The organism is Sanguibacter suaedae (genome assembly GCF_016342785.1).
Classification (GTDB): domain Bacteria; phylum Actinomycetota; class Actinomycetes; order Actinomycetales; family Cellulomonadaceae; genus Sanguibacter; species Sanguibacter suaedae.
The window spans coordinates 232064-255075 of the sequence record NZ_JAEINH010000005.1 but is presented as its reverse complement, the minus strand read 5'-3'; the positions used below and the strand labels follow the sequence as shown (position 1 = coordinate 255075).

Annotated in this window: 27 protein-coding genes; 14 read left to right on the top strand and 13 right to left on the bottom strand. The window is 72.1% G+C overall.

The annotated features are described in order from the left end of the window. Positions 1–115 (top strand): cellulose binding domain-containing protein (locus JAV76_RS08355; RefSeq protein WP_198733576.1); only part of this gene is annotated, 115 nt, incomplete at its 5' end. 84 nt (positions 116–199) lie between these two features. Here JAV76_RS08355 and JAV76_RS08350 read toward each other — a convergent pair. From JAV76_RS08350 to JAV76_RS08340, 3 genes are all read right to left on the bottom strand, one after another. Next, positions 200–1204 (bottom strand): COX15/CtaA family protein, encoded by a 1005-nt coding sequence (locus tag JAV76_RS08350; protein ID WP_307844091.1) that lies wholly within the window; start codon positions 1202–1204, stop codon positions 200–202. 102 nt (positions 1205–1306) lie between these two features. Further along, a complete protein-coding gene (locus JAV76_RS08345) occupies positions 1307–2089 on the bottom strand; it encodes an ABC transporter permease (RefSeq protein WP_198733575.1) in 783 nt (260 codons plus the stop codon). Further along, on the bottom strand, positions 2086–3003 hold the full coding sequence (locus tag JAV76_RS08340) for an ABC transporter ATP-binding protein (RefSeq protein ID WP_198733574.1): 918 nt from the start codon (positions 3001–3003) through the stop codon (positions 2086–2088). The genes JAV76_RS08345 and JAV76_RS08340 overlap by 4 nt, the downstream gene beginning before the upstream one ends. A gap of 150 nt (positions 3004–3153) precedes the next feature. On the opposite strand from JAV76_RS08340, the gene JAV76_RS08335 reads away from it, so the two are divergent. From JAV76_RS08335 to JAV76_RS08300, 8 genes are all read left to right on the top strand, one after another. Continuing rightward, entirely contained in the window at positions 3154–3885 is a 732-nt protein-coding gene (locus tag JAV76_RS08335) for a helix-turn-helix transcriptional regulator (RefSeq protein WP_198733573.1), read from the top strand. Between the two features lie 85 nt (positions 3886–3970). Next, positions 3971–5419, top strand: coding sequence for a Fe-S cluster assembly protein SufB (gene sufB / locus JAV76_RS08330; protein WP_198733572.1), 1449 nt, complete (start codon positions 3971–3973; stop codon positions 5417–5419). Next, positions 5419–6651, top strand: a complete 1233-nt coding sequence (gene sufD, locus JAV76_RS08325) for a Fe-S cluster assembly protein SufD (protein ID WP_198733571.1) — start codon at positions 5419–5421, stop codon at positions 6649–6651. The genes sufB and sufD overlap by 1 nt, the downstream gene beginning before the upstream one ends. After that, positions 6648–6989: a non-heme iron oxygenase ferredoxin subunit gene (locus tag JAV76_RS08320; protein WP_198733570.1), complete on the top strand. Its 342-nt coding sequence runs from the start codon at positions 6648–6650 to the stop codon at positions 6987–6989. Before sufD ends, JAV76_RS08320 begins: the two co-directional genes overlap by 4 nt. 11 nt (positions 6990–7000) lie before the next feature. Next, on the top strand, positions 7001–7762 hold the full coding sequence (gene sufC / locus JAV76_RS08315) for a Fe-S cluster assembly ATPase SufC (RefSeq protein ID WP_198733569.1): 762 nt from the start codon (positions 7001–7003) through the stop codon (positions 7760–7762). Between the two features lie 68 nt (positions 7763–7830). Then, on the top strand, positions 7831–9132 hold the full coding sequence (locus JAV76_RS08310) for a SufS family cysteine desulfurase (RefSeq protein ID WP_198733568.1): 1302 nt from the start codon (positions 7831–7833) through the stop codon (positions 9130–9132). A 10-nt stretch (positions 9133–9142) separates the two neighbouring features. Next, positions 9143–9655 (top strand): Fe-S cluster assembly sulfur transfer protein SufU, encoded by a 513-nt coding sequence (gene sufU / locus JAV76_RS08305; RefSeq protein WP_307844090.1) that lies wholly within the window; start codon positions 9143–9145, stop codon positions 9653–9655. 40 nt (positions 9656–9695) lie between these two features. Then, positions 9696–10028 carry a metal-sulfur cluster assembly factor gene (locus JAV76_RS08300; RefSeq protein WP_198733567.1) on the top strand — a complete coding sequence of 111 codons (333 nt, stop codon included), beginning with the start codon at positions 9696–9698 and terminating at the stop codon, positions 10026–10028. 71 nt (positions 10029–10099) lie between these two features. Here JAV76_RS08300 and ypfJ read toward each other — a convergent pair whose 3' ends face one another. The 4 genes from ypfJ to JAV76_RS08280 are packed head-to-tail and all read right to left on the bottom strand — an operon-like array spanning position 10100 to position 13008. Beyond that, positions 10100–10978 (bottom strand): KPN_02809 family neutral zinc metallopeptidase, encoded by an 879-nt coding sequence (gene ypfJ / locus JAV76_RS08295; RefSeq protein ID WP_198733566.1) that lies wholly within the window; start codon positions 10976–10978, stop codon positions 10100–10102. Between the two features lie 10 nt (positions 10979–10988). Beyond that, positions 10989–11672, bottom strand: a complete 684-nt coding sequence (locus JAV76_RS08290; RefSeq protein ID WP_198733565.1) for an energy-coupling factor transporter transmembrane component T family protein — start codon at positions 11670–11672, stop codon at positions 10989–10991. Further along, entirely contained in the window at positions 11669–12373 is a 705-nt protein-coding gene (locus tag JAV76_RS08285; RefSeq protein WP_198733564.1) for an energy-coupling factor ABC transporter ATP-binding protein, read from the bottom strand. Before JAV76_RS08285 ends, JAV76_RS08290 begins: the two co-directional genes overlap by 4 nt. Next, positions 12370–13008: a biotin transporter BioY gene (locus tag JAV76_RS08280; protein WP_198733563.1), complete on the bottom strand. Its 639-nt coding sequence runs from the start codon at positions 13006–13008 to the stop codon at positions 12370–12372. The genes JAV76_RS08285 and JAV76_RS08280 overlap by 4 nt, the downstream gene beginning before the upstream one ends. 150 nt (positions 13009–13158) lie before the next feature. On the opposite strand from JAV76_RS08280, the gene JAV76_RS08275 reads away from it, so the two are divergent. Then, complete coding sequence (locus JAV76_RS08275) at positions 13159–14757, top strand: ABC-F family ATP-binding cassette domain-containing protein (protein ID WP_198733562.1); 1599 nt, start codon at positions 13159–13161, stop codon at positions 14755–14757. 24 nt (positions 14758–14781) lie between these two features. Here JAV76_RS08275 and JAV76_RS08270 read toward each other — a convergent pair whose 3' ends face one another. The 3 genes from JAV76_RS08270 to JAV76_RS14915 are packed head-to-tail and all read right to left on the bottom strand — an operon-like array spanning position 14782 to position 16326. Next, positions 14782–15720: an SURF1 family cytochrome oxidase biogenesis protein gene (locus JAV76_RS08270; RefSeq protein ID WP_198733561.1), complete on the bottom strand. Its 939-nt coding sequence runs from the start codon at positions 15718–15720 to the stop codon at positions 14782–14784. Next, positions 15717–15962, bottom strand: a complete 246-nt coding sequence (locus JAV76_RS08265; RefSeq protein ID WP_198733560.1) for a hypothetical protein — start codon at positions 15960–15962, stop codon at positions 15717–15719. Before JAV76_RS08265 ends, JAV76_RS08270 begins: the two co-directional genes overlap by 4 nt. Further along, a complete protein-coding gene (locus JAV76_RS14915) occupies positions 15955–16326 on the bottom strand; it encodes a DUF3099 domain-containing protein (protein ID WP_198733559.1) in 372 nt (123 codons plus the stop codon). Before JAV76_RS14915 ends, JAV76_RS08265 begins: the two co-directional genes overlap by 8 nt. A 249-nt stretch (positions 16327–16575) precedes the next feature. Here JAV76_RS14915 and JAV76_RS08255 point away from each other — a divergent pair, with 249 nt between their 5' ends. From JAV76_RS08255 to JAV76_RS08245, 3 genes are all read left to right on the top strand, one after another. Continuing rightward, positions 16576–17307 carry a beta-ketoacyl-ACP reductase gene (locus JAV76_RS08255; protein ID WP_198733558.1) on the top strand — a complete coding sequence of 244 codons (732 nt, stop codon included), beginning with the start codon at positions 16576–16578 and terminating at the stop codon, positions 17305–17307. A 118-nt stretch (positions 17308–17425) separates the two neighbouring features. Then, a complete protein-coding gene (gene fabI / locus JAV76_RS08250) occupies positions 17426–18193 on the top strand; it encodes an enoyl-ACP reductase FabI (RefSeq protein WP_198733557.1) in 768 nt (255 codons plus the stop codon). After that, a complete protein-coding gene (locus JAV76_RS08245) occupies positions 18190–18723 on the top strand; it encodes a SixA phosphatase family protein (RefSeq protein ID WP_198733556.1) in 534 nt (177 codons plus the stop codon). Before fabI ends, JAV76_RS08245 begins: the two co-directional genes overlap by 4 nt. 7 nt (positions 18724–18730) lie before the next feature. Here JAV76_RS08245 and serB read toward each other — a convergent pair whose 3' ends face one another. Next, positions 18731–19357, bottom strand: a complete 627-nt coding sequence (gene serB, locus JAV76_RS08240; protein ID WP_198733591.1) for a phosphoserine phosphatase SerB — start codon at positions 19355–19357, stop codon at positions 18731–18733. 173 nt (positions 19358–19530) lie between these two features. After that, positions 19531–20769, bottom strand: a complete 1239-nt coding sequence (locus JAV76_RS08235) for a glucose-1-phosphate adenylyltransferase (RefSeq protein WP_198733555.1) — start codon at positions 20767–20769, stop codon at positions 19531–19533. Positions 20770–20827: 58 nt separating this feature from the next. Here JAV76_RS08235 and glgA point away from each other — a divergent pair, with 58 nt between their 5' ends. Continuing rightward, positions 20828–22048, top strand: a complete 1221-nt coding sequence (gene glgA / locus JAV76_RS08230; RefSeq protein WP_198733554.1) for a glycogen synthase — start codon at positions 20828–20830, stop codon at positions 22046–22048. A gap of 37 nt (positions 22049–22085) precedes the next feature. On the opposite strand, the gene JAV76_RS08225 is transcribed toward glgA, so the two are convergent. Further along, on the bottom strand, positions 22086–22952 hold the full coding sequence (locus JAV76_RS08225; protein ID WP_198733553.1) for an Rv1486c family protein: 867 nt from the start codon (positions 22950–22952) through the stop codon (positions 22086–22088). Between the last annotated feature and the right edge of the window lie 60 nt (positions 22953–23012).

Sequence of the window (23012 nt, the reverse complement as noted above, 5' to 3'; positions counted from 1 at the left end):
CTGGAACGGGACCCTCGCACCTGGGGCCAGCACCACCCTCGGGTTCAACGGCACCCACGGCGGCACCAACACCGCACCCACGACCTTCACGGTCAACGGCACCACCTGCGACTAGCACCACCACCGGGCGAGGCACCGCCCCGCCCACCACAGGAGCCGTGGTCCCACCCAGGGACCACGGCTCCTGTCGTGCGGGTCGTCAGTACCGTGCGGGTGCGTCGGCGACCGGGCTCGTGTCCGTGCCGGCCCGGGTGCGGAGGTTCAGGGGGACCACGGTCGCGGCCGCCGTGAGGACGGCGGCACCGAGCATGTGAAGACCGACGAGGAGGACCGGGAGACCCGTGAAGTACTGGGCGTACCCGATGCCTCCCTGGAGCAGCGTCACGACGAGCAGGAGGACGACCGACCGGCGCGCCGGCCCGTGGACGGGTCGGCGGCGGAGGACGAGCGTGGCGAGGACGAGGAGGATCGCCAGGAACACCCAGACGGAGACCGCGTGCAGGCGTGTCATGTGTGCCGGGTCGAGCGCGAAACGGTAGGCGGCGTCCTCGTCCCCGGAGTGCGGCCCCGACCCGGTGACGATGACGCCGAGGACGAGCATCGGGACGAGGGCGACGAGCATGACCGCGGCGGTGGTCCGTGCTGCCTGCGTTGCGGTGGGCGTCGCGGGCCCGTCGCCCTCGCGACTGCGGTGCAGGAGCGCCGCCGACGCGGCCACGAGGGCCATGGAGATGAGCAGGTGACCGCCGACGATCGCGGGGTGGAGGTCCACGAGTACGGTGATCCCCCCGATGACGGCCTGCGCGACGACTCCCAGGAGCGGCACCAGACCCAGCCAGCGGTACCCACGAGAGCGCCGGACGTCCGACCACACGAGGACCGCCACGAGGATCGCGATGACACCGAGGACCCCGGTGAGGGTGCGGTTGCCGAACTCGATGTACGGGTGGAGGTCGGTGGCCTCGTGGAACGCCGGGGTGAACTGCCCCGGCTCGCACATCGGCCACGTGGAGCAGCCGAGCCCCGAGCCCGTGAGGCGGACTGCGCCACCCGTGACGACGATGCCGATCTGGGCGACGAGGTTGGCGACGAGGACCGCGCGCTCGCGTCGGCGCAGGGCGCGCAGCCATCGGGGACCTGCGGAGCGCGTCGTGCCGTCAGCGGTGCCGGCAGGTGAGGGTGTCGGGGACGTCGTCGGGGTCACACGACAACGGTAGCCGCGCCACCGTGCCCGACGAGGGCGGCAAGGTGTGACCTTCGCCCACAAGGCGCACCGGTGCCGGTCACCGAGGCCGGTCGGCGCCGGTCAGTGCCAGCGGAAGAAGCGCGCTGCGGCCCACCCGAGGACGGCTGTCCAGACCACGAGGACGACCACGGCCGACCAGGGGACGGCCCCGTCGAGGAACGCACCGCGCATCGCCTCGCCGAGCGCCCCTGACGGAAGGAGGCCCGCGACGTGCGCGAGGACCCCGGGGAGCTGGTCGGGAGGTGTGAGCACGCCACCGCCCACGGTGAGCAGGACGAGGAGGATGTTCGCGACGGCCAGGACGCCCTCGGCACGGAGCGTCCCGGCGACGAGCATGGCGAGCGCGGTGAAGGCCGCGGTGCCCAGCAGCAGCGCGACGAGAGCGAGCGGGACGCCTGCCGCGGCGGGCCGCCACCCGAGCGCGAGGGCGGTCCCTGCGAGCACCGTGACCTGCACGGCCTCGACGGCGAGGACCCCGACGATCTTCGCGGCGAGCAGACCGCCACGGCCGAGCGGGGTCGTGGACAGCAGCCGGAGGACGCCGTTGCGGCGGTCGAAGGCGGTCGCGATGGCCTGGGACGTGAAGGCGCAGCTCATGACCGCGAGGGCGAGCACACCGGGGGTCACGAAGTCCACGCGGGACGCGCCTCCCGTGTCGAGGTCGACCACGGACGTGACCACGAGGCCGACGAGGAGCATGGCCGGCAGGAGGACCGTGACCATGAGCTGCTCGCCGTTGCGGAGGATCATCCGCGTCTCGAACGCCGCCTGGGACGCTATGCGCCGGGCAGGCCGCGCCGCCCGTGGTGGCTCGATGTCCGCTGTACCCGTGGTCCCGGTCATCGCAGGCTCCGTCCGGTGAGGTCGAGGAAGAGGTCCTCCAGCGTGCGGCGCCCCGTCGACAGCCGGTGGACGAGCACACCGCGGTCCGCGCACCAGCGGGCCAGGATGCTCACGGTGGCCGGGGTGACGGCCCCCGTGACGGTGTAGGACCCGGGGCTCGTCTCCTCGACCCCCGCGCCGAGGGCGGCGGCCAGGGAGACGGCCTCGAGCGCGGGCCGCGCGGTGAAGGTCAGCGTGCTGCTGTCCGAGGCGAGCAGCGTGGCCGGCGCCCCCTCCGCGATGACCCGCCCGTGGTCCACGATGACGACATGGTCGGCGAGCGACTCGGCCTCGTCCATGAGGTGCGTGGTGATGACGATGCTCACGCCGGTCTCCCGGAGCTCGCGGACGAGCTCCCAGACGGCGTGCCTGCTCTGCGGGTCCAGGCCTGCGCTGGGCTCGTCGAGGAAGACGAGCTCGGGCCGTCCGACGAGCGCGGTGGCGAGCGCGAGGCGTTGCCTCTGTCCGCCGGAGAGCCTGCGGACCGTGGTCCGAGCGAACGACGTGAGACCGAGGCGGTCGGCGAGCTCGGCGACGTCGCGCGGGTCCGCGTACATGGTGGAGACGTGCCGGAGCATCTCGAGCGCACGGACGGACGTGGGGAGCCCGCCGTCCTGGAGCATCACGCCTACCCGCTCACGGACGAGCGCGGAGTCGACGACCGGGTCGAGCCCGAGCACCCGGACGGTGCCGCCGTCAGGCGTCCGGAGGCCTTCGCAGCACTCGACGGTCGTCGTCTTCCCCGCGCCGTTGGGCCCGAGCACGGCGGTCACCTCACCGCGGCGCGCGGTGAGGTCGAGGCCGTCGACGATGGCGCGGCCGTCGTACGTCTTGGTGAGGCCGCGGATCTCGACCGCTGCAGGGCTGGGAGGCACGGTGGCTGAGTCTAACCGGGGACAGCCGTGGGGGAGCGGTGGGCGGACGCGCCCGGCGGCCTCGGTGTGCGCGCTCGCGCCGACCCCGGGGAGGTGAGGGTTTCCTTGCTTGCGGGAATGGATTTAGCCAATAAGGATGTTGTCTAAAGCATGACCGACGAGGCCGACAGGAGGTGGACCGTGGGAGAGAGCACCGGAGCGGCGCGACGTGCGTCCGTCGACCCGACCGACCACGACTCCACCACGCGCGACCGGGTCCTGCAGCTCATCATCGCCGAGGGTCCGGTCACCGCCGCGGCGCTCGCGGCGACGCTCGGCCTCAGCGCCGCGGGGATCCGCAGGCACATCGGGTGTCTCGAGGACGCCGACCTCGTCTCGGTCCACGTCGGTCGCCCGACCGGCGCCCGGGGACGCCCGGCCCGCGCGTACGTCGCCACCGATCGTGCGCACTCCGCGATCTCCGGCGGCTACCCGGACCTCGCCGCCCAGGCGCTGCGCTTCCTCGCGGACACCGCTGGCACGGCGGCCGTCGAGGACTTCGCGAACCGGCGCCTCGAGGACCTCGAGAGGCGGTACACCCCCAAGGTCACCGCCCCCGACGTCCCGGGGCGTGTGCAACAGCTCGCCGACGCGCTGAGCGAGGACGGCTTCGCGGCGAGCGTCCGTCCGGTGGGCGGCGCACTCACCGTCCAGCTCTGCCAGGGACACTGCCCCGTGCAGCACGTCGCGGCAGAGTTCCCCCAGCTGTGCGACGCGGAGTCGAGGGTGTTCTCCCGGCTCCTCGGCTCGCACACCCAACGACTCGTGACCCTCGCCAACGGCGGGCACGTGTGCACCACGAACGTCCCGGTCACCCGACCGGACCCCCGGAGCCCGTCCTGACGGCGCAGCGCCCTCGGGCGCACGTCACCCCGCACGACCAGACCCCCAGAACGACCGTGATCCGACGGCCTGTGGAAGGAACACCATGAGCGCACCAACGCAAGACACCGCGAACGCTCCCGACGTCCGGAGCGACGACGAGATCATCGCGTCCATCGGTTCGTACGGGTACGGCTGGCACGACTCGGACGACGCCGGGGCCATCGCCCAGCGTGGGCTGTCCGAGGACGTCGTGCGGAACATCTCCGCGCTGAAGAACGAGCCCGAGTGGATGCTCAAGCTCCGGCTGAAGTCGCTGCGCCTCTTCGACAAGAAGCCCATGCCCAGCTGGGGCAGCGACCTGTCGGGCATCGACTTCGACAACATCAAGTACTTCGTGCGCTCCACCGAGAAGCAGGCGACCACGTGGGACGAGCTCCCCGAGGACATCCGTGAGACGTACGACCGCCTGGGCATCCCCGAGGCGGAGAAGCAGCGTCTCGTCTCCGGGGTGGCCGCGCAGTACGAGTCCGAGGTCGTCTACCACCAGATCCGTGAGGACCTGGAGGAGCAGGGCGTCATCTTCGTCGACACCGACACCGGCCTGCGCGAGTACCCGGAGATCTTCGAGCAGTACTTCGGGTCCGTGATCCCCGCCGGTGACAACAAGTTCGCGTCGCTCAACACGGCCGTCTGGTCCGGCGGCTCCTTCGTCTACGTCCCGCCGGGCGTCCACGTCGAGATCCCGCTCCAGGCGTACTTCCGCATCAACACGGAGAACATGGGCCAGTTCGAGCGGACCCTCATCATCGCCGACGAGGGCTCCTACGTGCACTACGTCGAGGGCTGCACCGCGCCGATCTACAAGAGCGACTCGCTGCACTCCGCGGTCGTCGAGATCATCGTCAAGAAGAACGCCCGCGTGCGCTACACGACCATCCAGAACTGGTCGAACAACGTCTACAACCTCGTCACCAAGCGGGCCACCGCCGCCGAGGGCGCCACCATGGAGTGGGTCGACGGGAACATCGGCTCGAAGGTCACCATGAAGTACCCCGCGATCTACCTCATGGGCGAGCACGCCCGAGGCGAGACGCTGTCCATCGCCTTCGCGGGCGAGGGCCAGCACCAGGACGCCGGCGCCAAGATGGTGCACGCCGCCCCGCACACCTCGTCGTCGATCGTCTCGAAGTCGGTCGCGCGTGGCGGTGGACGCACGTCCTACCGCGGGCTCGTCCAGGTCCTCGAGGGTGCCTCGCACTCCGCGTCCAACGTCCTGTGCGACGCGCTCCTCGTCGACCAGATCTCCCGCTCGGACACGTACCCGTATGTCGACGTCCGCGAGGACGACGTGTCCATGGGCCACGAGGCCACGGTGTCGCGCGTGAGCGAGGACCAGCTGTTCTACCTCATGTCCCGAGGCATGGAGGAGACCGAGGCGATGGCCATGATCGTGCGCGGGTTCGTCGAACCGATCGCCCGCGAGCTGCCCATGGAGTACGCGCTCGAGCTCAACCGCCTCATCGAGCTCCAGATGGAAGGATCCGTCGGCTGATGACGAGCACCACCGACAGCGCACCCGCGCTGAGCACCGACCACTCCCGTGCGGTCGCCGACGGCGCGCACACCCACGGCACGGGCGGCACCCCGCAGGGGTCGCGGGCCGAGCGCATCACGTCGTTCGACCCCGACGTCATCGGGATCCCGACCGGTCGCGAGGAGGAGTGGCGCTTCTCGCCCGTCGCGAAGCTGGCACCCCTGTTCGAGACCGGTCTGTCCTCCGCGGGCGTGCGCACGACCGTCGTCGAGGCGCCCGAGGTCCAGGTGACCATCGTCGGCCGCGACGACGAGCGGCTCGGCCGTGCGGGCGTCCCGGGCGACCGCACCGCGGTCACCGCCTGGACGTCCGTCGAGGAGGCGACCGTCGTGTCGATCCCCGCGCAGGCCGTCGCGTCCGACGTGACGTCCGTCCGCGTCGAGGGGATCGACATGACCCCCTCGGCGAGCCACCTCCTGGTGCACGCCGGCGCGCTGAGCGAGTCCGTCGTGGTCCTCGACCACCTCGGGTCGGCGAACCTCACCGAGACCGTCGAGGTCGTCGTCGAGGACGGCGCGCACCTCACCCTCGTGAGCGTGCAGGACTGGGCGTCCGACGCCGTCCACGCCAGCTCGCACCGCATCAGGCTGGGGCGCGACGCCAAGGTCAAGCACATCGTCGTCACCTTCGGCGGCGACGTCGTGCGGGTCACGCCGGACGCGGAGTTCGCCGGTGAGGGCGGCGAGGTCGAGATGATCGGTCTCTACTTCGCCGACGCCGGTCAGCACCAGGAGCACCGCCTCTTCGTGGACCACGCCGTCCCGAACTGCACCTCCCGGGTGACCTACAAGGGAGCGCTCCAGGGTGCCGGGGCCCACACGGTGTGGGTGGGCGACGTGCTCATCCGCGCCGAGGCCGAGGGCACGGACACGTACGAGCTCAACCGCAACCTCGTCCTCTCGGACGGGGCCCGCGCCGACTCGGTCCCGAACCTCGAGATCGAGACCGGGATCATCGAGGGCGCCGGCCACGCCAGCGCCACCGGCCGGTTCGACGACGAGCAGCTCTTCTACCTCCAGGCGCGCGGGATCCCCGAGGCCGACGCACGTCGCCTCGTGGTCCGGGGCTTCTTCGCCGAGCTCATCCAGGAGATCGGCGTGCCGTCCGTCGAGGAGCGGCTGCTCGAGTCCATCGAGCTCGAGCTGTCGAAGTCGATGAGCGTGATCGAGGGCGGGGTCGCCCCCGCATGACTGCCCAGCACGCCTGCATGACCACCGACGTCCAGCCCTCGAGCGCCCTCCGTGTGGAGCTCGAGGGTGCGTCGGGCCCGGTCGAGGTCGCGATCGTCCGGGACGCCGACGGAGAGCTCCACGCGATCTCCGACGTCTGCTCCCACGGCGCCGTGCCCCTCTCGGAGGGCGAGGTCGACGGCTGCTTCATCGAGTGCTGGCTCCACGGGTCGACCTTCGACCTGCGGACCGGCCAGCCGAACCAGCTGCCCGCCGTGCGCCCCGTGCCCGTCTACCCCGTGAGCGTCGACGGCGAGCGAGTGCTCGTCGACGTCGACGCCCCCCTGTCGTTTTCCTAGGAGACCAGAGAATGTCCACACTTGAGATCCGCGACCTGCACGTGAGCGTCGAGACGAAGGAGGGCCCCAAGCCGATCCTCCGTGGCGTCGACCTCACCATCGACAGCGGCCGCACGCACGCCATCATGGGCCCCAACGGGTCGGGCAAGTCCACGCTCGCCTACTCGCTCGCCGGCCACCCCAAGTACCAGGTGACCTCGGGCTCCGTGAGCCTCGACGGTGCCGACGTCCTCGCCATGAGCGTCGACGAGCGCGCCCGCGCCGGCATGTTCCTCGCGATGCAGTACCCCGTCGAGGTCCCCGGAGTCTCCGTCTCCAACTTCCTGCGCACCGCGAAGACCGCGATCGACGGCGAGGCCCCCGCGCTCCGCACGTGGATCAAGGACGTCAAGGTCGCCATGGAGGGCCTGCGCATGGACTCCTCCTTCGCGGAGCGCTCCGTGAACGAGGGCTTCTCCGGCGGTGAGAAGAAGCGCCACGAGATCCTCCAGATGGAGCTCCTCAAGCCGAAGATGGCGATCCTCGACGAGACCGACTCCGGGCTCGACGTCGACGCGCTGCGCATCGTCTCCGAGGGCGTCAACCGCGTCCGCTCCACGGGGGACGTCGGCGTCCTCCTCATCACGCACTACACGCGCATCCTGCGTTACATCACCCCGGACTTCGTCCACGTCTTCGTCGACGGCCGGATCGCGGAGGAGGGTGGCCCGGAGCTGGCCGACCGCCTCGAGAGCGAGGGCTACGACCGGTACCTCACCGGCGCCACCGCCTGACGCACGACCAGCAAGCGACAGAACACAGAGGCGGCGGCCCACGGGCCGCCGCCGGGAACCGGGTGGAGATGACCGCGATCGACCAGGGCGCAACGCAGCCGCTGACCACGACGGAGCTCGCCGCCGTCCGTGCGGACTTCCCGCTCCTCGAGCGGACCGTGCGGGGCGGCCGGCCGCTCGTGTACCTCGACTCGGGTGCGACGTCGCAGAAGCCCCACCCGGTGCTCGACGCCGAGCAGGACTTCTACCTGCAGCGCAACGCAGCGGTCCACCGCGGTGCGCACCAGCTCGCGGAGGAGGCCACCGAGGCCTTCGAGGAGGCACGGCGCGCCGTGGCCACCTTCGTCGGCGCGGACGAGGGCGAGATCGTGTGGACGAGCAACGCCACAGCGGCGATCAACCTCGTCGCGTACGCGATGTCGAACGCGACCCTCGGCCGCGGGGGCGAGAGCGCCCGCCGGTTCGCGCTCGCGCCGGGTGACGAGATCGTCGTCACCGAGCTCGAGCACCACGCGAACCTCGTGCCCTGGCAGGAGCTCGCCGCGCGCACCGGTGCGGTCCTGCGCTGGATCGAGGTCGACGACGACGGACGCCTGCGGGCCGAGCAGCTCGACACGGTCGTCACCGACCGCACCCGGGTGCTGGCCTTCACGCACGCGTCGAACGTCACCGGTGCCGTCACCGATGTCCGGCCCTTCGTGGAACGGGCGCGGCAGGTCGGTGCGCTCACGGTCCTCGACGCGTGCCAGTCCGTACCGCACATGCCCGTGGACCTCCACGACCTCGGGGTGGACTTCGCGGCGTTCTCCAGCCACAAGATGCTGGGGCCCACCGGCGTGGGCGCGCTCTACGGCCGTGGCGAGCTGCTCGAGGCCATGCCCCCGGTGACCACGGGTGGCTCCATGGTCGAGGTCGTCACGATGTCCGAGACCACGTACGCCCCACCGCCGCAGCGCTTCGAGGCGGGCACCCAGATGGTCGCGCAGGCGGTGGGGATGGGGGCCGCAGCCACCTACCTCGCCGACCTCGGCATGGGCGCGGTCGCTGCCCACGAGCGCGAGCTCGCCGAGCAGCTCCTGGCGATCACCGAGATCCCCGGGGTCCGGCTCATCGGACCCGCGGACGCCCGGGACCGGCTCGCGGCCGTGTCCTTCGTGGTCGAGGGTGTGCACGCGCACGACGTCGGCCAGGTGCTCGACGCAGCAGGGATCGCCGTGCGCGTGGGGCACCACTGCGCACAGCCGCTGCACCGGCGCTTCGGGGTCGCGGCCACGGCGCGCGCCTCGGCGTCCGTGTACACCACCGCCGAGGAGATCGACGTGTTCCGGGAATCCCTGGGGACGGTCCGCGCGTTCTTCGGACTGACGTGAGGAGAGCATCGTGAGCACCGCCATGGAACAGCTGTACCAGCAGGTCATCCTCGACCACTCGAAGAACCCGCACGGACGGGGGCTCGTCGACCCTGCCGGGTCCGGCGCGTCCGCCGAGTCCCACCAGGTGAACCCCACCTGCGGTGACGAGGTGACGATGCGCGTCGAGTTCGGGACGAGCGCGTCGGGGGACCCGACGGTCGAGCGCGTCAGCTGGGAGGGTCAGGGGTGCAGCATCTCGCAGGCCTCGCTGTCCGTGCTCACCGAGCTGGTGACCGGGCAGGACGTGACGTCGGGGGAGCACCTGGCCTCCGTCTTCCGCGAGCTCATGTCGTCGCGCGGGAAGGGCCTCGACGAGGCGTCCGAGGACGCGCTCGGGGACGCCGCTGCGTTCACCGGGGTCTCCCAGTTCCCTGCACGGATCAAGTGCGCGCTGCTCGGCTGGGCCGCGCTGCGCGACACCTTCGCCAAGGCGGGCGTCCTCGGCGACGTCTCGTCCACGGACGGGGCCCGCACCGCGTGACCGCCCCGACCCCGCACACCGCCGACCACCGAGGAGAAGCATGAGCAACGAGACCAGCACCGCACCACCCAACGTCGCGGACGTCGAGGAGGCCCTCCGGGACGTCATCGACCCGGAGCTCGGCATCAACGTCGTCGACCTCGGACTCATCTACGGGGTCCTCCTCGACCAGAACAACCACGCCGTCATCGACATGACCCTCACGTCGGCGGCGTGCCCGCTGACCGACGTCATCGAGGACCAGGCCGGTCAGGCGCTCGAGGGCGTCGTCGACGGCTTCCGCATCAACTGGGTGTGGATGCCGCCGTGGGGCCCCGAGAAGATCACGCAGGACGGCAAGGAGCAGCTCCGGGCGCTCGGCTTCAACGTCTGAGACCTGGCACGGAGGACGCCGGCCGATGACCGCACCACGCGTGCGGTCATCGGCCGTCGTCGTCGGCGTGGTCAGAGCGCGGCGGCCTCGAGGGCGTTGCACTGCTGGAAGGTGCCGCCCTCGTACCCGGTCATGAACCACCGCTGGCGCTGCTCGGAGGAGCCGTGCGTCCAGGCCTCAGGGTCGACCTGGCCGCTCGACGCCTCCTGGATGCGGTCGTCGCCGACGGCCTCGGCCGCGGAGAGCGCGTCGGCGAGCTGGGCGTCGGTGATGGGTTCGAGGAACGGCTCGCCCGTCTCCGGGTCGATGGTCCGCGACGCGTTCCCCGCCCACATCCCGGCGAGGCAGTCGGCCATGAGCTCGATCCGCACCGAGTCGGAGTCCGGTCCCGTGCCGGTGCGGTCGGCGGACGACATGGCGCCCGTGATCTGCTGCACGTGGTGCCCCACCTCGTGGGCGACGACGTACTCCTCGGCGAGCGGCCCGCCGGAGGACCCGAAGCGGTCCTGGAGGACCGCGAAGAAGTCGACGTCGACGTAGACGGTCTCGTCCGCCGGGCAGTAGAACGGACCGGTGGCGCTGCTCGCCGACCCGCAGCCGCTCTGCGTGGCACCCGTGAACGACACCGCCCCGGGCTCGGTGTACGCGACGCCGGTCTGCGCCTCGAGGGCGTCCTCCCAGTACACGTCCAGCGACTCGAGGGTCCACCCGTAACGGCACTCGGAGTCCTCGTTGGCGCGGTCCGCGGTCTCGCAGCTCGTGAGCGCCGTCTCGGTCTCGCCGGAGGTCGCCCCCTGACCGAGGAGCCCCGTGAGGTCGACGCCGAGCGCCTGCGAGAGGAAGAACAGGGCGATCGCCCCGAGCCCGCCACCGACCGCGATCCCGCCCTTGCCACCGGTCCGCTTGCGGACCCTCGAGCCGTCGAACGAGCCGTCTCCCTGGAAAGTCATAGGCGGGACACTACCGCCGGGCCGCGTCTCCCACCTGCGCAGACGGGTCCTCCTCGAGGATCCCGCGCGCCGCGAGGGCGTCCCCGGTCGTGTGGGCGCGGGCGACGGCGCGCAGGGCGAACGGCACGAGCAGGGCGCGCGGGTCCCGGCCGAGGCCCCGCGCCCGGGCGGCGTCGCGCACCTCGCCGGACATCGTGACGAGGGAGGGGATGGTGCGCAGCATGAGGGCGATCGTCAGGGCCACGGTCTGCGGCTGGATCCCGACGCGTCGCAGAGGGCCGGTGCTCCGGACGAGGGTGTCGAGGAGGACGTCGGTGCGGGTGCTCGCTGTGAGCACCGTGGCGAGGGCGACGAGCGCGACGAGCGATGCGGCCGTCGTCACACCGACCTCCCACCCGCGGGCCCACCACTGGTACAGACCGAGCAGGGCCGCGGCGACGGCGACGGGAGCGAGCGCCCGGGCGGCCGCACGCGCGGGGACGGTGGCCACGCGGAGGAGGACGCCGGAGAGTACGACCGTCCCCACCGCCACCCATGGGCCCTGGACGATCGTGAGCACGACGGACACGACGGCCAGCCCCAGGAGCTTGGGGCCGGGCGGGATCCTGTGCACCGGAGAGGGCCCGGGGGTGTAGCTCCCCAGCGGGCCCGCCCAGGGCTCGCGGACACGTCTGCGACGGCGGGAGGACCTCATCCGCCGTCCACCGGCCGAGCCATGAGCTCCCGGTACGCCCGCACGGCCTCCCGCGGGTCGCCGTCGGCGACCACCCGGCCGCCGTCGACCACGAGGACACGGTCCGCGTCCTGGGCGGCGTCGAGGTCGTGCGTGACGACGAGCACCTGCTGCTCCAGGCCCGCGAGGAGCGCGGTGACGTGCGTCCGCCACCTCAGGTCGAGGCGCGTGGTCGGCTCGTCGCAGACGAGCACCTGTGGTTCCGTCGCGAGGACCCCGGCGAGGGCGAGGAGCTGCTTCTGCCCGCCGGACAGGGCGTGGACGCTCACGTCCGCGAGGTGGTCGAGTCCGAAGCGCGCGAGGATCTCCCTGCTGCGCTCGTCCCGGGCCCGCCCGCGGAGCCCTAGCCTGCGCAGGGAGAGCGCGACGTCCTCCAGCGGGGTGGGCATGACGAGCTGCGCGTCGGCGTCGCTGAACACGAAGCCCACGGTGCGCCGGACGGCTGGTCCGTCGTCGTGGGAGTCGAGACCGTGCACCCGCACGTACCCGGTGGTCGGGAGGGTGAGGCCGTTGACGAGGCGGGCGAGGGTCGACTTCCCGGATCCGTTCGCACCGATCACCGCGACCCGCCGCTCGGTGAGCGTCAGGGTCGTGGGCTCCAGGACCGTGACCTCGTGGTCCCGGGGGCCGACGACGACGCCGGCCCCGTCGAGCTCGATCACCGGCGCTCGCGGCGCCCGGCGAGGAGCGACGGGAAGGCGCGGACGACGGCCGTGGCGACGACGGCCGCGGCAGCGCTCTTGAGGACGTCGCCGGGCAGGAACACGAGGTCGGCGGCGACGGCCTCGCCGAACGAGAGGTTCCCGCGCCACATCATCCCGAGGATCCCGAGCGGGTGGATGGTGAGCAGGCTCGTGCCGAAGCACGCGAAGAACGTCCACACGGCGCGAGTCTTGCGGTCCGCAGACGCGGGGATGCGGGCGACGAGCGCGCCGATGATCATCGCGGCGATCGTGAACGCCGCGACGTACCCGGTGGACTGGGTGAGGAAGATCCCCGGACCGGAGCGGCCCATGGAGAACACGGGGACCCCGGCGACACCCACGGCGACATAGAGGAGGACGGCGAGCCCGCCGCGCTTCCACCCGAGGACGGCGCCCGTGAGCATCACGGCGAAGGTCTGCAGGGTGATCGGTACCGCGCCGCCCGCCACCGGGATGGCCGGGATGATCGCGCACACCGCGACCAGCGCGGAGAACGTCGCGACGAGCGCGACGTCGGTCGCGGCGCTCGACCGGTCGAGGTCGCGGCGCACGAGGGTGTCCTTGCCGTCGTCGTGCGTGAGACGCTCTGCCATGGTTCCCCTTGGAGGTCGGTGGAGCCCGCCCTGGCGCGCAGGTGGGCGGTGCTCGGAAAAGTTGTGACTGGAGAACGCTAACCGCGGATAGACTCGATGGCGTTTGTGCCCGCCCCCAGAAGCTGGGGGCATCCTACGGAGGAAACCTCAGTGATCAGTGCCCACGCAGTCGAGCTTCGAGTCGGGGCCCGCGTGCTCCTCGACGAGGCTACCTTCCGTATCGCGGAAGGGGACCGGATCGGCCTCGTCGGCCGCAACGGAGCCGGGAAGACGACGCTGACGAAGGCGCTCGCGGGGGAGACCCTGCCCACGGGCGGGCAGATCACCCGTTCGGGCGACATCGGCTACCTCCCGCAGGACCCGCGCTCCGGCGACATGGACATGCTCGCCATGGACCGCGTGCTCTCCGCCCGGGAGCTCGACAAGCTCGTGCGGCAGATGCGCGAGACCGAGGGCGCCATGGCCAGCGCCGACGAGGAGACGCAGGCCGCCGCCATGGAGCGGTACCCGCGCCTCGAGGAGCGCTTCACCGCCGCCGGCGGGTATGCCGCCGAGAGCGAGGCGGAGCGCATCGCCTCCAACCTCGGCCTCGACGAGCGCATCCTCAACCAGCCCATCGGCACCCTCTCCGGCGGGCAGCGCCGCCGCGTGGAGCTCGCCCGCATCCTCTTCTCCGGCGTCGGGACCCTCCTCCTCGACGAGCCGACCAACCACCTCGACGCCGACTCCATCATCTGGCTGCGCGAGTACCTCAAGAGCTACGCCGGCGGGTTCATCGTCATCAGTCACGACACCGAGCTCATGCGAGCCACCGTGAACAAGGTCTTCCACCTCGACGCCAACCGGGGCGAGCTCGACCAGTACAACCTCGGGTGGGACGCCTATCTCCTCCAGCGCGAGACCGACGAGCGTCGTCGTCGCCGCGAGCGTGCCAACGCCGAGAAGAAGGCGTCCGTCCTCCTCGGCCAGGCCGAGAAGATGCGCGCCAAGGCGACCAAGGCCGTCGCCGCCCAGAACATGATCCGGCGTGCTGAGCGCATGCTGTCGTCCCTCGAGGGTGAGCGCGTCAGCGACCGCGTGGCCAAGCTCCGTTTCCCGACCCCGGCCCCCTGCGGCCGCACCCCGCTCACCGCGAGCAGCCTGAGCAAGACCTACGGGTCGCAGGAGGTCTTCACCGGTGTCGACCTCGCCATCGACCGAGGCAGCCGCGTCGTGGTCCTCGGCCTCAACGGTGCAGGGAAGACGACCCTCCTGCGGATCCTCGCAGGCGTGGAGGAGTCCGACTCCGGCCAGGTGAACCCCGGTCACGGACTCAAGCTCGGGTACTACGCCCAGGAGCACGAGACCCTCGACATGTCGCTCACCGTCGTCGAGAACCTCCGCCACAGCGCACCGGACCTCACCGACACCGAGGTGCGCTCCGTCCTCGGGTCGTTCCTCTTCTCCGGGGACGACGCGGAGAAGCCCACGAACGTGCTGTCCGGCGGTGAGAAGACCCGGCTCGCGCTCGCGGCCCTCGTCGTCTCCGCGGCGAACGTCCTGCTCCTCGACGAGCCGACGAACAACCTCGACCCGGCGTCGCGCGCCGAGATCCTCGGTGCGCTGCAGACCTACGAGGGCGCCGTGGTCATGGTCACCCACGACCACGGGGCCGTGGAGGCGCTCGCACCCGAGCGTGTGCTCCTCCTGCCCGACGGCGACGAGGACCTGTGGAACGACTCCTACGGGGAGCTCATCGAGCTCGCCTGACGACGCAGCGAGCACTCATCGAGCTCACCGCCGCGCGCGGGCGTCGATGAGGCTGTCCTCGACGTCCTCCGCGGAGGGTCGGCCGCCGCCTCGGCGTCCACGGCGTCCACGTCCGCCCGGGTCTGCGGCCGCGCCGCCCTCGGGGTCCTCCGGTGCGTCCTCGAACGGGTGCGCCAGGCCACCGAGCTCCATGACGGTCCGTTCCCGGCGCTCGCGGGAGAGCATGACGAGCACGCCGGCCACGCCACCGACGGCGAAGACCCACCACTGGAAGGCGTAGGACAGGTGGGAACCGGGGCTCGTGTCCGGGCGCGGGAGGTCGTAGGGGGAGTCCTGCGGTGCCGGGTCCTCGGACACGAGCGACCCGTAGGCGTCGTACGCGGTCGCGTCGGCCCATGCGGACCCGTCGGGGCCGGCCGCGAGGACCTGGTCCACGTGGATGGCCTGCACCTGCCCCGGGGGAGCCCCGTTGCTCGCCGCGGCCTCGTCGGCGCGGAGCCTGACCACGATGTCGACGACGACGCCCGACGGCGGCTCGGGGACGGTGGTGGGGGCGGCGGTGCCGCCGCTGTAGGGCACCCAGCCACGGTTCACGACGAGCACCCCGCCGCTCTCGGTGCGGAAGGGGACGAGGACGTGGAACGACGGCTGGCTGTCCACGGGTCTGTTGCGCAGGAGGACCGTCGCGTCGGTGACGTACTCACCGCGGACCTCGACGGGACGCCACACGTCGCCGGCCGCGACGGTGCTGCCGGGGCGCGGGAGGAGCTCCTCGAGGGGCACCGGGGCGGAGCCGTAGTTCTCCTCGACCACGTCGATCGCGGCGGACCGCGTCTCGTGCTTGCTCCACTGCCAGAGACCCGCGGCCACGCACCCGGCGGCGAGGGCCGCGACGCCGAGAGCGAGGACCACCCACTGCTGGAGCGTGCGCTCGCCGGGGCGACCCGGTGAGCGCTCGTTCACGGCGAGGTCCGCCGCTCGAGGTCCTCGACCGGGACGGTGCTCTTCAGGAAGCTGCGCGCGCCGAGGAAGGTCTCGAGGTGCTCGCGGTGGTCGTCGCACGCGAGCCACACCTTGCGGCGCTCGGGCGCGTGGATCTTCGGGTTGTTCCACAGCAGGCCCCACCGCGCCTCGGCGGGGCACCCCTTGCCGCTGCACACGAGGTCGTCCGTGATGGGGTCCGCCAGGCCGAGCAGATCAACCACCGTGTCCTCCAGGAGGGGTGTCGTCCGGGTGAGGTGAAGGGCCGGCGGGGAGCCGACGGTAGTCCATGGTCTCACCGGGAGGCCGTCGCTCCCGTCCCTCGTTCGCGCCGATGACGGCCGCGTAGGGGAGGATCACGGCTCCCGCGAGCAGCAACCACATGAGGACGCCGTCGGCGAAGACCGCCCCGATGAAGCACGCCATGCGCACGGCCATCTGGAGGAGGTAGCGACGCGTGCGCCGTGACTGGTCGTCGGTGAGGGAGTCGGTGGCCGAGGTGATCGAGTAGACCTGGACGTCCGCGTCGTTCCTCCGGCCGGGGCGTCGAGCGCGTCGGCCGGTCGGTTCCGCACCGGGGGTCCTCACCTGTCAAGGTTACGCTCGCCGGACCCGTGGGGCGCCGTGAGATCGCCTTCCGCGGCCGGGTGTGAGCGACGTCGCATCCCGCGGGTACGTGCGGAGGCGGATCCGCGCTCTGTAGGGTTCCCACTAGTCCGGGCACCGCATCGTGGCGGTTCCGTCGTTCTGGGCACCCCCGGGCTCGGCTACCGTTTCTGGGGCGCGCACGGCCCAGACCGTGCCCGCGTCACCGTCGGACAGCAAGAAGGAGGGCCTGTGGCTCCCGTTGAGGATTCGAACAAGGCGGGCCGGGTGGTGCTGGTCACCGGTGCCAACCGCGGCATCGGCAGGGCCATCGCCGAGCGCTTCGTCGCCGCGGGAGACCGTGTCGCGACCATCTACCGGAGCGGCGACCTGCCCGACGGCGTCCTCGGTGTCGTGGGCGACATCCGGGACACCGACGCCGTCGACGAGGCGTTCAGCCGCATCGAGGCGGAGCTCGGCCCGGTCGAGGTCCTCGTCGCAAACGCCGGCGTGACCCGCGACCAGCTGCTCATGCGCATGTCGGACGAGGAGTTCGAGAGCGTCGTCGACGTCAACCTCACCGGGACGTTCCGGTGCGTCCGGCGGGCTACGAAGGGCATGATCCGCGCGCGCAAGGGCCGCATCGTCCTCGTGTCCTCTGTGGTGGGCCTCTTCGGGGGCGCCGGTCAGGTGAACTACGCGGCGTCCAAGTCCGGTCTGATCGGGATGGCGCGCTCCATCACGCGCGAGCTCGGCGGCCGCGGGATCACGGCCAACGTCGTGGCTCCCGGCTTCATCGACACCGCGATGACGGCCGAGCTCCCCGAGGAGCGCCAGGAGGCCTACCGGGTCGCGATCCCCGCCGGCCGGTTCGCGCAGCCGGAGGAGGTCGCGGGGGTCGTCGAGTTCCTCGCGTCCGACGCGGCCGCCTACGTCAACGGCGCGGTGATCCCCGTCGACGGCGGTCTCGGCATGGGGCACTGAACGGTCCCACGACCCGCTGCGGCGGACCTCGCAGTATTGTCATCGATGGACCAGGCACGCCCCGACGCTCCGCGTCGCGCACGGCGGTGGTCCTCGGACGTTTCACGGAAGGAAGACGATGGGCCTGCTCGAAGGCAAGAAGCTGCTCGTGACCGGAGTCCTCACGGACCACTCGATCGCGTTCCACGTGGCGCGGCTCGCGCAGCAGGAGGGGGCGCAGGTGGTGCTCACCTCCTTCGGGCGGCAGTTCCGCCTCACGCAGGCGATCGCCAAGCGTCTCCCCGAGGCCGCGCCGGTCGTGGAGCTCGACATCACGTCGGACGACGACCTCGCCGCGCTCGAGTCGCGCGTGCGTGAGCACACCGACCACCTCGACGGTGTGGTGCACTCGATCGGGTTCGCACCCCAGTCGGTCATGGGCGGGAACTTCCTCTCGGGGGAGTGGCCGGACGTGGCGACCGCCCTCGAGGTGTCCGCCTTCTCCCTGAAGTCCCTCGCGGTCGCCACACGCCCGCTGCTGTCCAGCGGCGGCTCCATCGTGGGTCTGACCTTCGACGCGAGCTTCGCGTGGCCGGTGTACGACTGGATGGGCGTCGCGAAGGCGGCCTTCGAGTCGACGTCCCGCTACCTCGCCCGTGACCTCGGCCCCGAGGGCATCCGCGTGAACCTCGTGTCGGCGGGTCCCATCCGGACGACGGCCGCGAAGTCCATCCCGGGCTTCGAGAAGATGGAGGGCGGGTGGCCCGAGCGCGCCCCCCTCGGCTGGGACCAGACGGACCCCGAGCCCACGGCGCGTGCCGTCGCCGCCCTCCTGTCGGACTGGTTCCCCGCGACCACCGGGGAGATCGTCCACGTCGACGGCGGCGTCCACGCGATGGGCCTGTGACGGACACCGGTCATGGCGGCGGGCGTCGCCTCGTCCTGCTCCGCCACGCGAAGGCGGAGCCGGGCGGGTCGGTGCCAGACGCCATGCGTCCCCTGGCGCTCCAGGGTCGGACGCAGGCGGTGCGCCTGGGTCCGGCGCTGCTCGCGGAGGGCCTCGTCCCGGACCGTGTGCTCGTCTCCGGCGCGGTGCGCACCCGTCAGACGTGGGAGCTCGCACGGCCCGGTCTGGGTGGCGCCGACCCCGCGGTCGAGACCACGGACGACCTGTACGCGGCGGGGGTGGCCGACGTCCTGGCCATGGTCGCGGCGACGGACGCCTCGGTGGGGACGCTCCTCGTCGTCGGGCACGAGCCCGTGATGTCGGGCGTCGCGTCCCGCCTCGCGGGCGACGGTTCGGACGGTGCGGCGCTCGCGCAGGTGCAGGTCGGTGTGCCGACCGCGTCGTACTCGGTGCTCGTGTCGGACGCTGCGTGGGACGCGTGGGGGCCGGGGGCGGCGCGTCTCGTGCACCTCGGGCGGCCTGAGGCCTGAGCCGCCCCTAGCGGACGGGCCAGACGGCGTCCACGACGTCGAGCACGGCGTCGAGCCGCGGCCCGTCCACGGACCAGGGCGCCTGCTCCCGGACGATCGGCTTCGCGGCGAAGGCGATCCCGATGCCCGCCGCGGCGATCATGTCGAGGTCGTTCGCACCGTCGCCGACGGCGACGGTGTGCTCCATGGCGATCCCGGCGTCGGCCGCGAACCGGCGGAGGGACTCGGCCTTCGCGGCGCGGTCGACGACCGGCCCGACGGTGCGTCCGGTGAGCGCGCCGTCGGCGCTCTCGAGATGGTTGGCCCGGAAGAGCGTGATGCCGAGGTCAGCGGCGAGCGGCGCGACGACCTCCTCGAAGCCCCCCGAGACGAGACCCACGAGCCACCCGCGACGGTGGCACTCGTCGACGAGGTCGCGCGCCCCGGGTGTCAGGGTCACGGTGCTCCGGACCTCGTCGAGCGCCGCGAGCGGCACGCCGCGCAGGGTCGCGACGCGCTCGCGCAACGACTCCGCGAAGTCGATCTCCCCGCGCATGGCGCGCTCCGTGACGGCCGCGACCTCGTCGGCCGTCCCGGCGTGGGCGGCGATGAGCTCGATGACCTCCCCGGTGATGAGCGTCGAGTCGACGTCCATCACCAGGAGGCGTCGCCCGTCGTCGGCCGGGGCGGTCTCCTGCGGGCGGGACCCGGGGCGGTGGTCTGCGCTGCTGTTCGCGGTCACGCGCGCCAGCCTAGGGCGCTCCGGGCGTAGACGTGGCGGCCGCCCGGGTTCCGGACGGCCGCCACGCCTGCGGTTCGGGTCGAGGTCTACTCGACGATGCTGCCCTTGGGGACGACGGTGATGCCGGACTCGGTCACGGTGAAGCCGCGGGCGCGGTCCTCCTCGGCGTTGAGCCCCACGCGCGCCCGTTCGTGGATGATGACGTTCTTGTCGACGATGGCCCGGTGCACCTGGGCGTGCCGGTGGACCTTGACGCCGTCGAGGAGCACGGAGTCGGAGACGGCGGCCCACGAGTGCAGGTGGACGTCGGGCGACAGGACGGACCCGACGACGGTGGCGCCGGAGATGAGCACGCCGGGGGACACGATGGAGTCCGCCGCGTGCCCGAGCCGCCCGGCACCCGCGTGGACGAACTTCGCGGGCGGCAGGCCCACGTATCCGGTGTGCAGGGGCCACTCGGAGTTGTAGAGGTTGAACACGGGCGTCACGGCGATGAGGTCCTTGTTCGCCTCGTAGTACGAGTCGATGGTCCCGACGTCGCGCCAGTAGTCGCGGTCCCGGTCGGTGGACCCGGGGACGTCGTTGCGGATGAAGTCGTAGACCCCGGCCGTCCCGCGGTCCACGAAGTAGGGGACGATGTCGCCGCCCATGTCGTGGCGCGAGTCCTTGTTCTCCGAGTCGCGCGTGACGGCCTCGACGAGGGCGTCGGCGTTGACGACGTAGTTGCCCATGGACGCGAGGATCTCGCCGGGGGAGTCGGAGAGGCCGGTCGGGTTCGCCGGCTTCTCGAGGAACGCGCGGATCTTCGTGGGGTCGTCGGGCTGGGTGTCGATGACACCGAACTCGGTGGCGAGCGCGATGGGCTGGCGGATGCCGGCCACGGTCATCTCCGCGCCCGACGCGAGGTGCGCGTCGACCATCTGGGAGAAGTCCATGCGGTACACGTGGTCGGCACCGACGACGACGACGATGTCGGGGCGCTCGTCCTCGATGATGTTCAGGCACTGGTAGATGGCGTCGGCGCTGCCGAGGTACCAGTGCTTGCCGACGCGCTGCTGGGCGGGGACGGGTGCCACGTAGTTGCCGAGGAGCGCCGACATGCGCCACGTCTTGCTGATGTGGCGGTCGAGGCTGTGCGACTTGTACTGGGTGAGCACGACGATGTGCAGGTAGTGCGAGTTCACCAGGTTGGACAGGGCGAAGTCGACCAGCCGGTAGATGCCCCCGAACGGCACAGCGGGCTTGGCCCGTGCTGCCGTGAGGGGCTTGAGCCGATTTCCTTCGCCGCCAGCCAGGACGATCGCGAGAACTTTGGGGGCTGCCATGCCCTGACCCTATTGCCGCGCGCCCCGGGATGCATCAAGAAGCGCTACCGTGTCGATCGTGAGAGTAGATCTGCTGACGCGGGAGTACCCGCCGTTCGTGTACGGCGGCGCCGGCGTGCACGTCGCCGAGCTGTCCGCCGTGCTGCGCCACCTCGTCGACGTGCGGGTGAGGTGCTTCGACGGGCCCCGGACCAGCGACGACGTCGCACCCGGCGTCACGGGGTATGCCCCGCCCGCCGAGCTCGAGGGTGCCAACGCCGCCCTCGCGACGCTCGGGGTCGACCTCCAGATGGCGGCCGACGTCGCCGGGGCGGACCTCGTGCACTCGCACACCTGGTACGCGAACCTCGCGGGCCACGTGGCGTCGTTGCTCCACGGCGTCCCCCACGTCGTCTCCGCGCACTCCCTGGAGCCGCTGCGGCCGTGGAAGGCCGAGCAGCTCGGCGGCGGGTACGCCCTCTCGAGCTGGGCGGAGCGCACCGCGTACGAGAGCGCCGCGGGCGTCATCGCGGTGAGCGCAGGCATGCGTGCGGACATCCTCCGCGCCTACCCGTCGGTGGACCCGGACCGCGTGCACGTGGTGCACAACGGGATCGATCTCGACGGCTGGAAGCGCCCCGAGGGCGCCGAGGCCGAGCGCGGCGACGCCGTGGTGCGCGCGCTGGGCATCGACCCGGAGCGCCCGGCCGTGGTCTTCGTCGGTCGCATCACCCGCCAGAAGGGCCTGCCGTACCTGCTGCGGGCGGCCGAGCGCCTTCCCGAGGACGTCCAGCTCGTGCTCTGCGCCGGCGCCCCGGACACCCCGGAGCTCTTCGCCGAGGTGTCCTCGGCGGTGGCCGAGCTCTCCGCGCGGCGCGACGGCGTCGTGTGGATCGAGGACATGCTCCCGCGGCCCGACCTCGTGGCCGTCCTCGCCGCCGCCACCGTCTTCGTGTGCCCCTCCGTGTACGAGCCCCTGGGGATCGTCAACCTCGAGGCGATGGCCGTGGGCCTGCCCGTGGTCGGCAGCGCGACCGGCGGCATCCCCGAGGTCGTGGACCACGGCACCACGGGACTCCTCGTCCCCATCGACCAGGTCCAGGACGGCACCGGCACGCCCGTCGACCCCGAGCGGTTCGTCACCGACCTCGCGGACGCCCTCGTCCAGGTGGTCACCGACCCCGATCGCGCCCGGGAGATGGGCGTCGCGTCGCGGCGACGCGTCGAGGACCATTTCGCGTGGGACGCCATCGGTCGCCGGACGCTCGACGTCTACGAGGCGGTGCTCGGCGGCGCCTGACGGCTCGACGTGAGGTCGCGCCCGGGCCGGGTGCGGCTCAGCGAGCCCCGGGGAGGACGACGGTGGCCGCCGCCATCGCGCGGCGGGCCACGCGGTCGATCTCCCGGAGCGCGGTCGACCGCTGGTCGGCCTGCCAGAGGTTCACGGCACCGCCATCGTCGACGCCCGCGAGGTCGACGATGGCCCGCAGCCGCGCCGCGGACTGGAACACCTGGGAGCGCCGCGGGTCGTCGCCCGGCGGGAGCAGGTGACGCAGGTCGACGGTCTGACGGAGGTTCGCGATGGCCTCGCCCGCATCCTCGCGCCAGCGGGGCACGTCGAGCGACACGAGCGCCGCCGTGGCGTCGCGCAGCCCCTTGACGAGGGCCCGCTCCGCGTCGGCGAGTGATCCGACGGTGCCCAGAGTCCGGTAGGACCAGTCGGCAACCCGGGCCGTGCGCCACACGACGAGGTGACCCGGCTCCCACTCGGAGCCGAACTCCTGGACGTCCGGGACCAGAGCCCAGTGCTCGAGGTCCGCACCGCCGTCGTCCCCCTGCTCCGCTGCGGCGCGACCGCCCGAGGGGCGGAGCGTGACGAGGACGCACTCCTCGGCCTCCACGGCGTCGGCGCTCACCTCCGCGGGGACGCCCATGGCGTCACCCGGCCCCGGGAAGAGGGCGGCCGACGCGACGACCCTCCCCGCCCACGCCTCGAGGAGGTGCTCGAGGTCCGTGACGCCCAGGGCGTCGGCCGGCGGGCCGCTCACCGCGTGCGGCTCGTCGTCCCCGACGACCGCCCGGACGGCGGGGCGCACGGGAGCGTCGGGGGACGTCGCCCGCGCCCAGAGGGCGAGCGACGCGGAGCGGGGCAGGAGGGTCCCCGGGTCGGCGGACGGGCGGGGGGCCTGGTTGGACTGACTCACCGCACAAAAGTACGCCTCCTCGCGTCTCCGTCACCCGGTGGGGCCGGATGCGGATAGGGT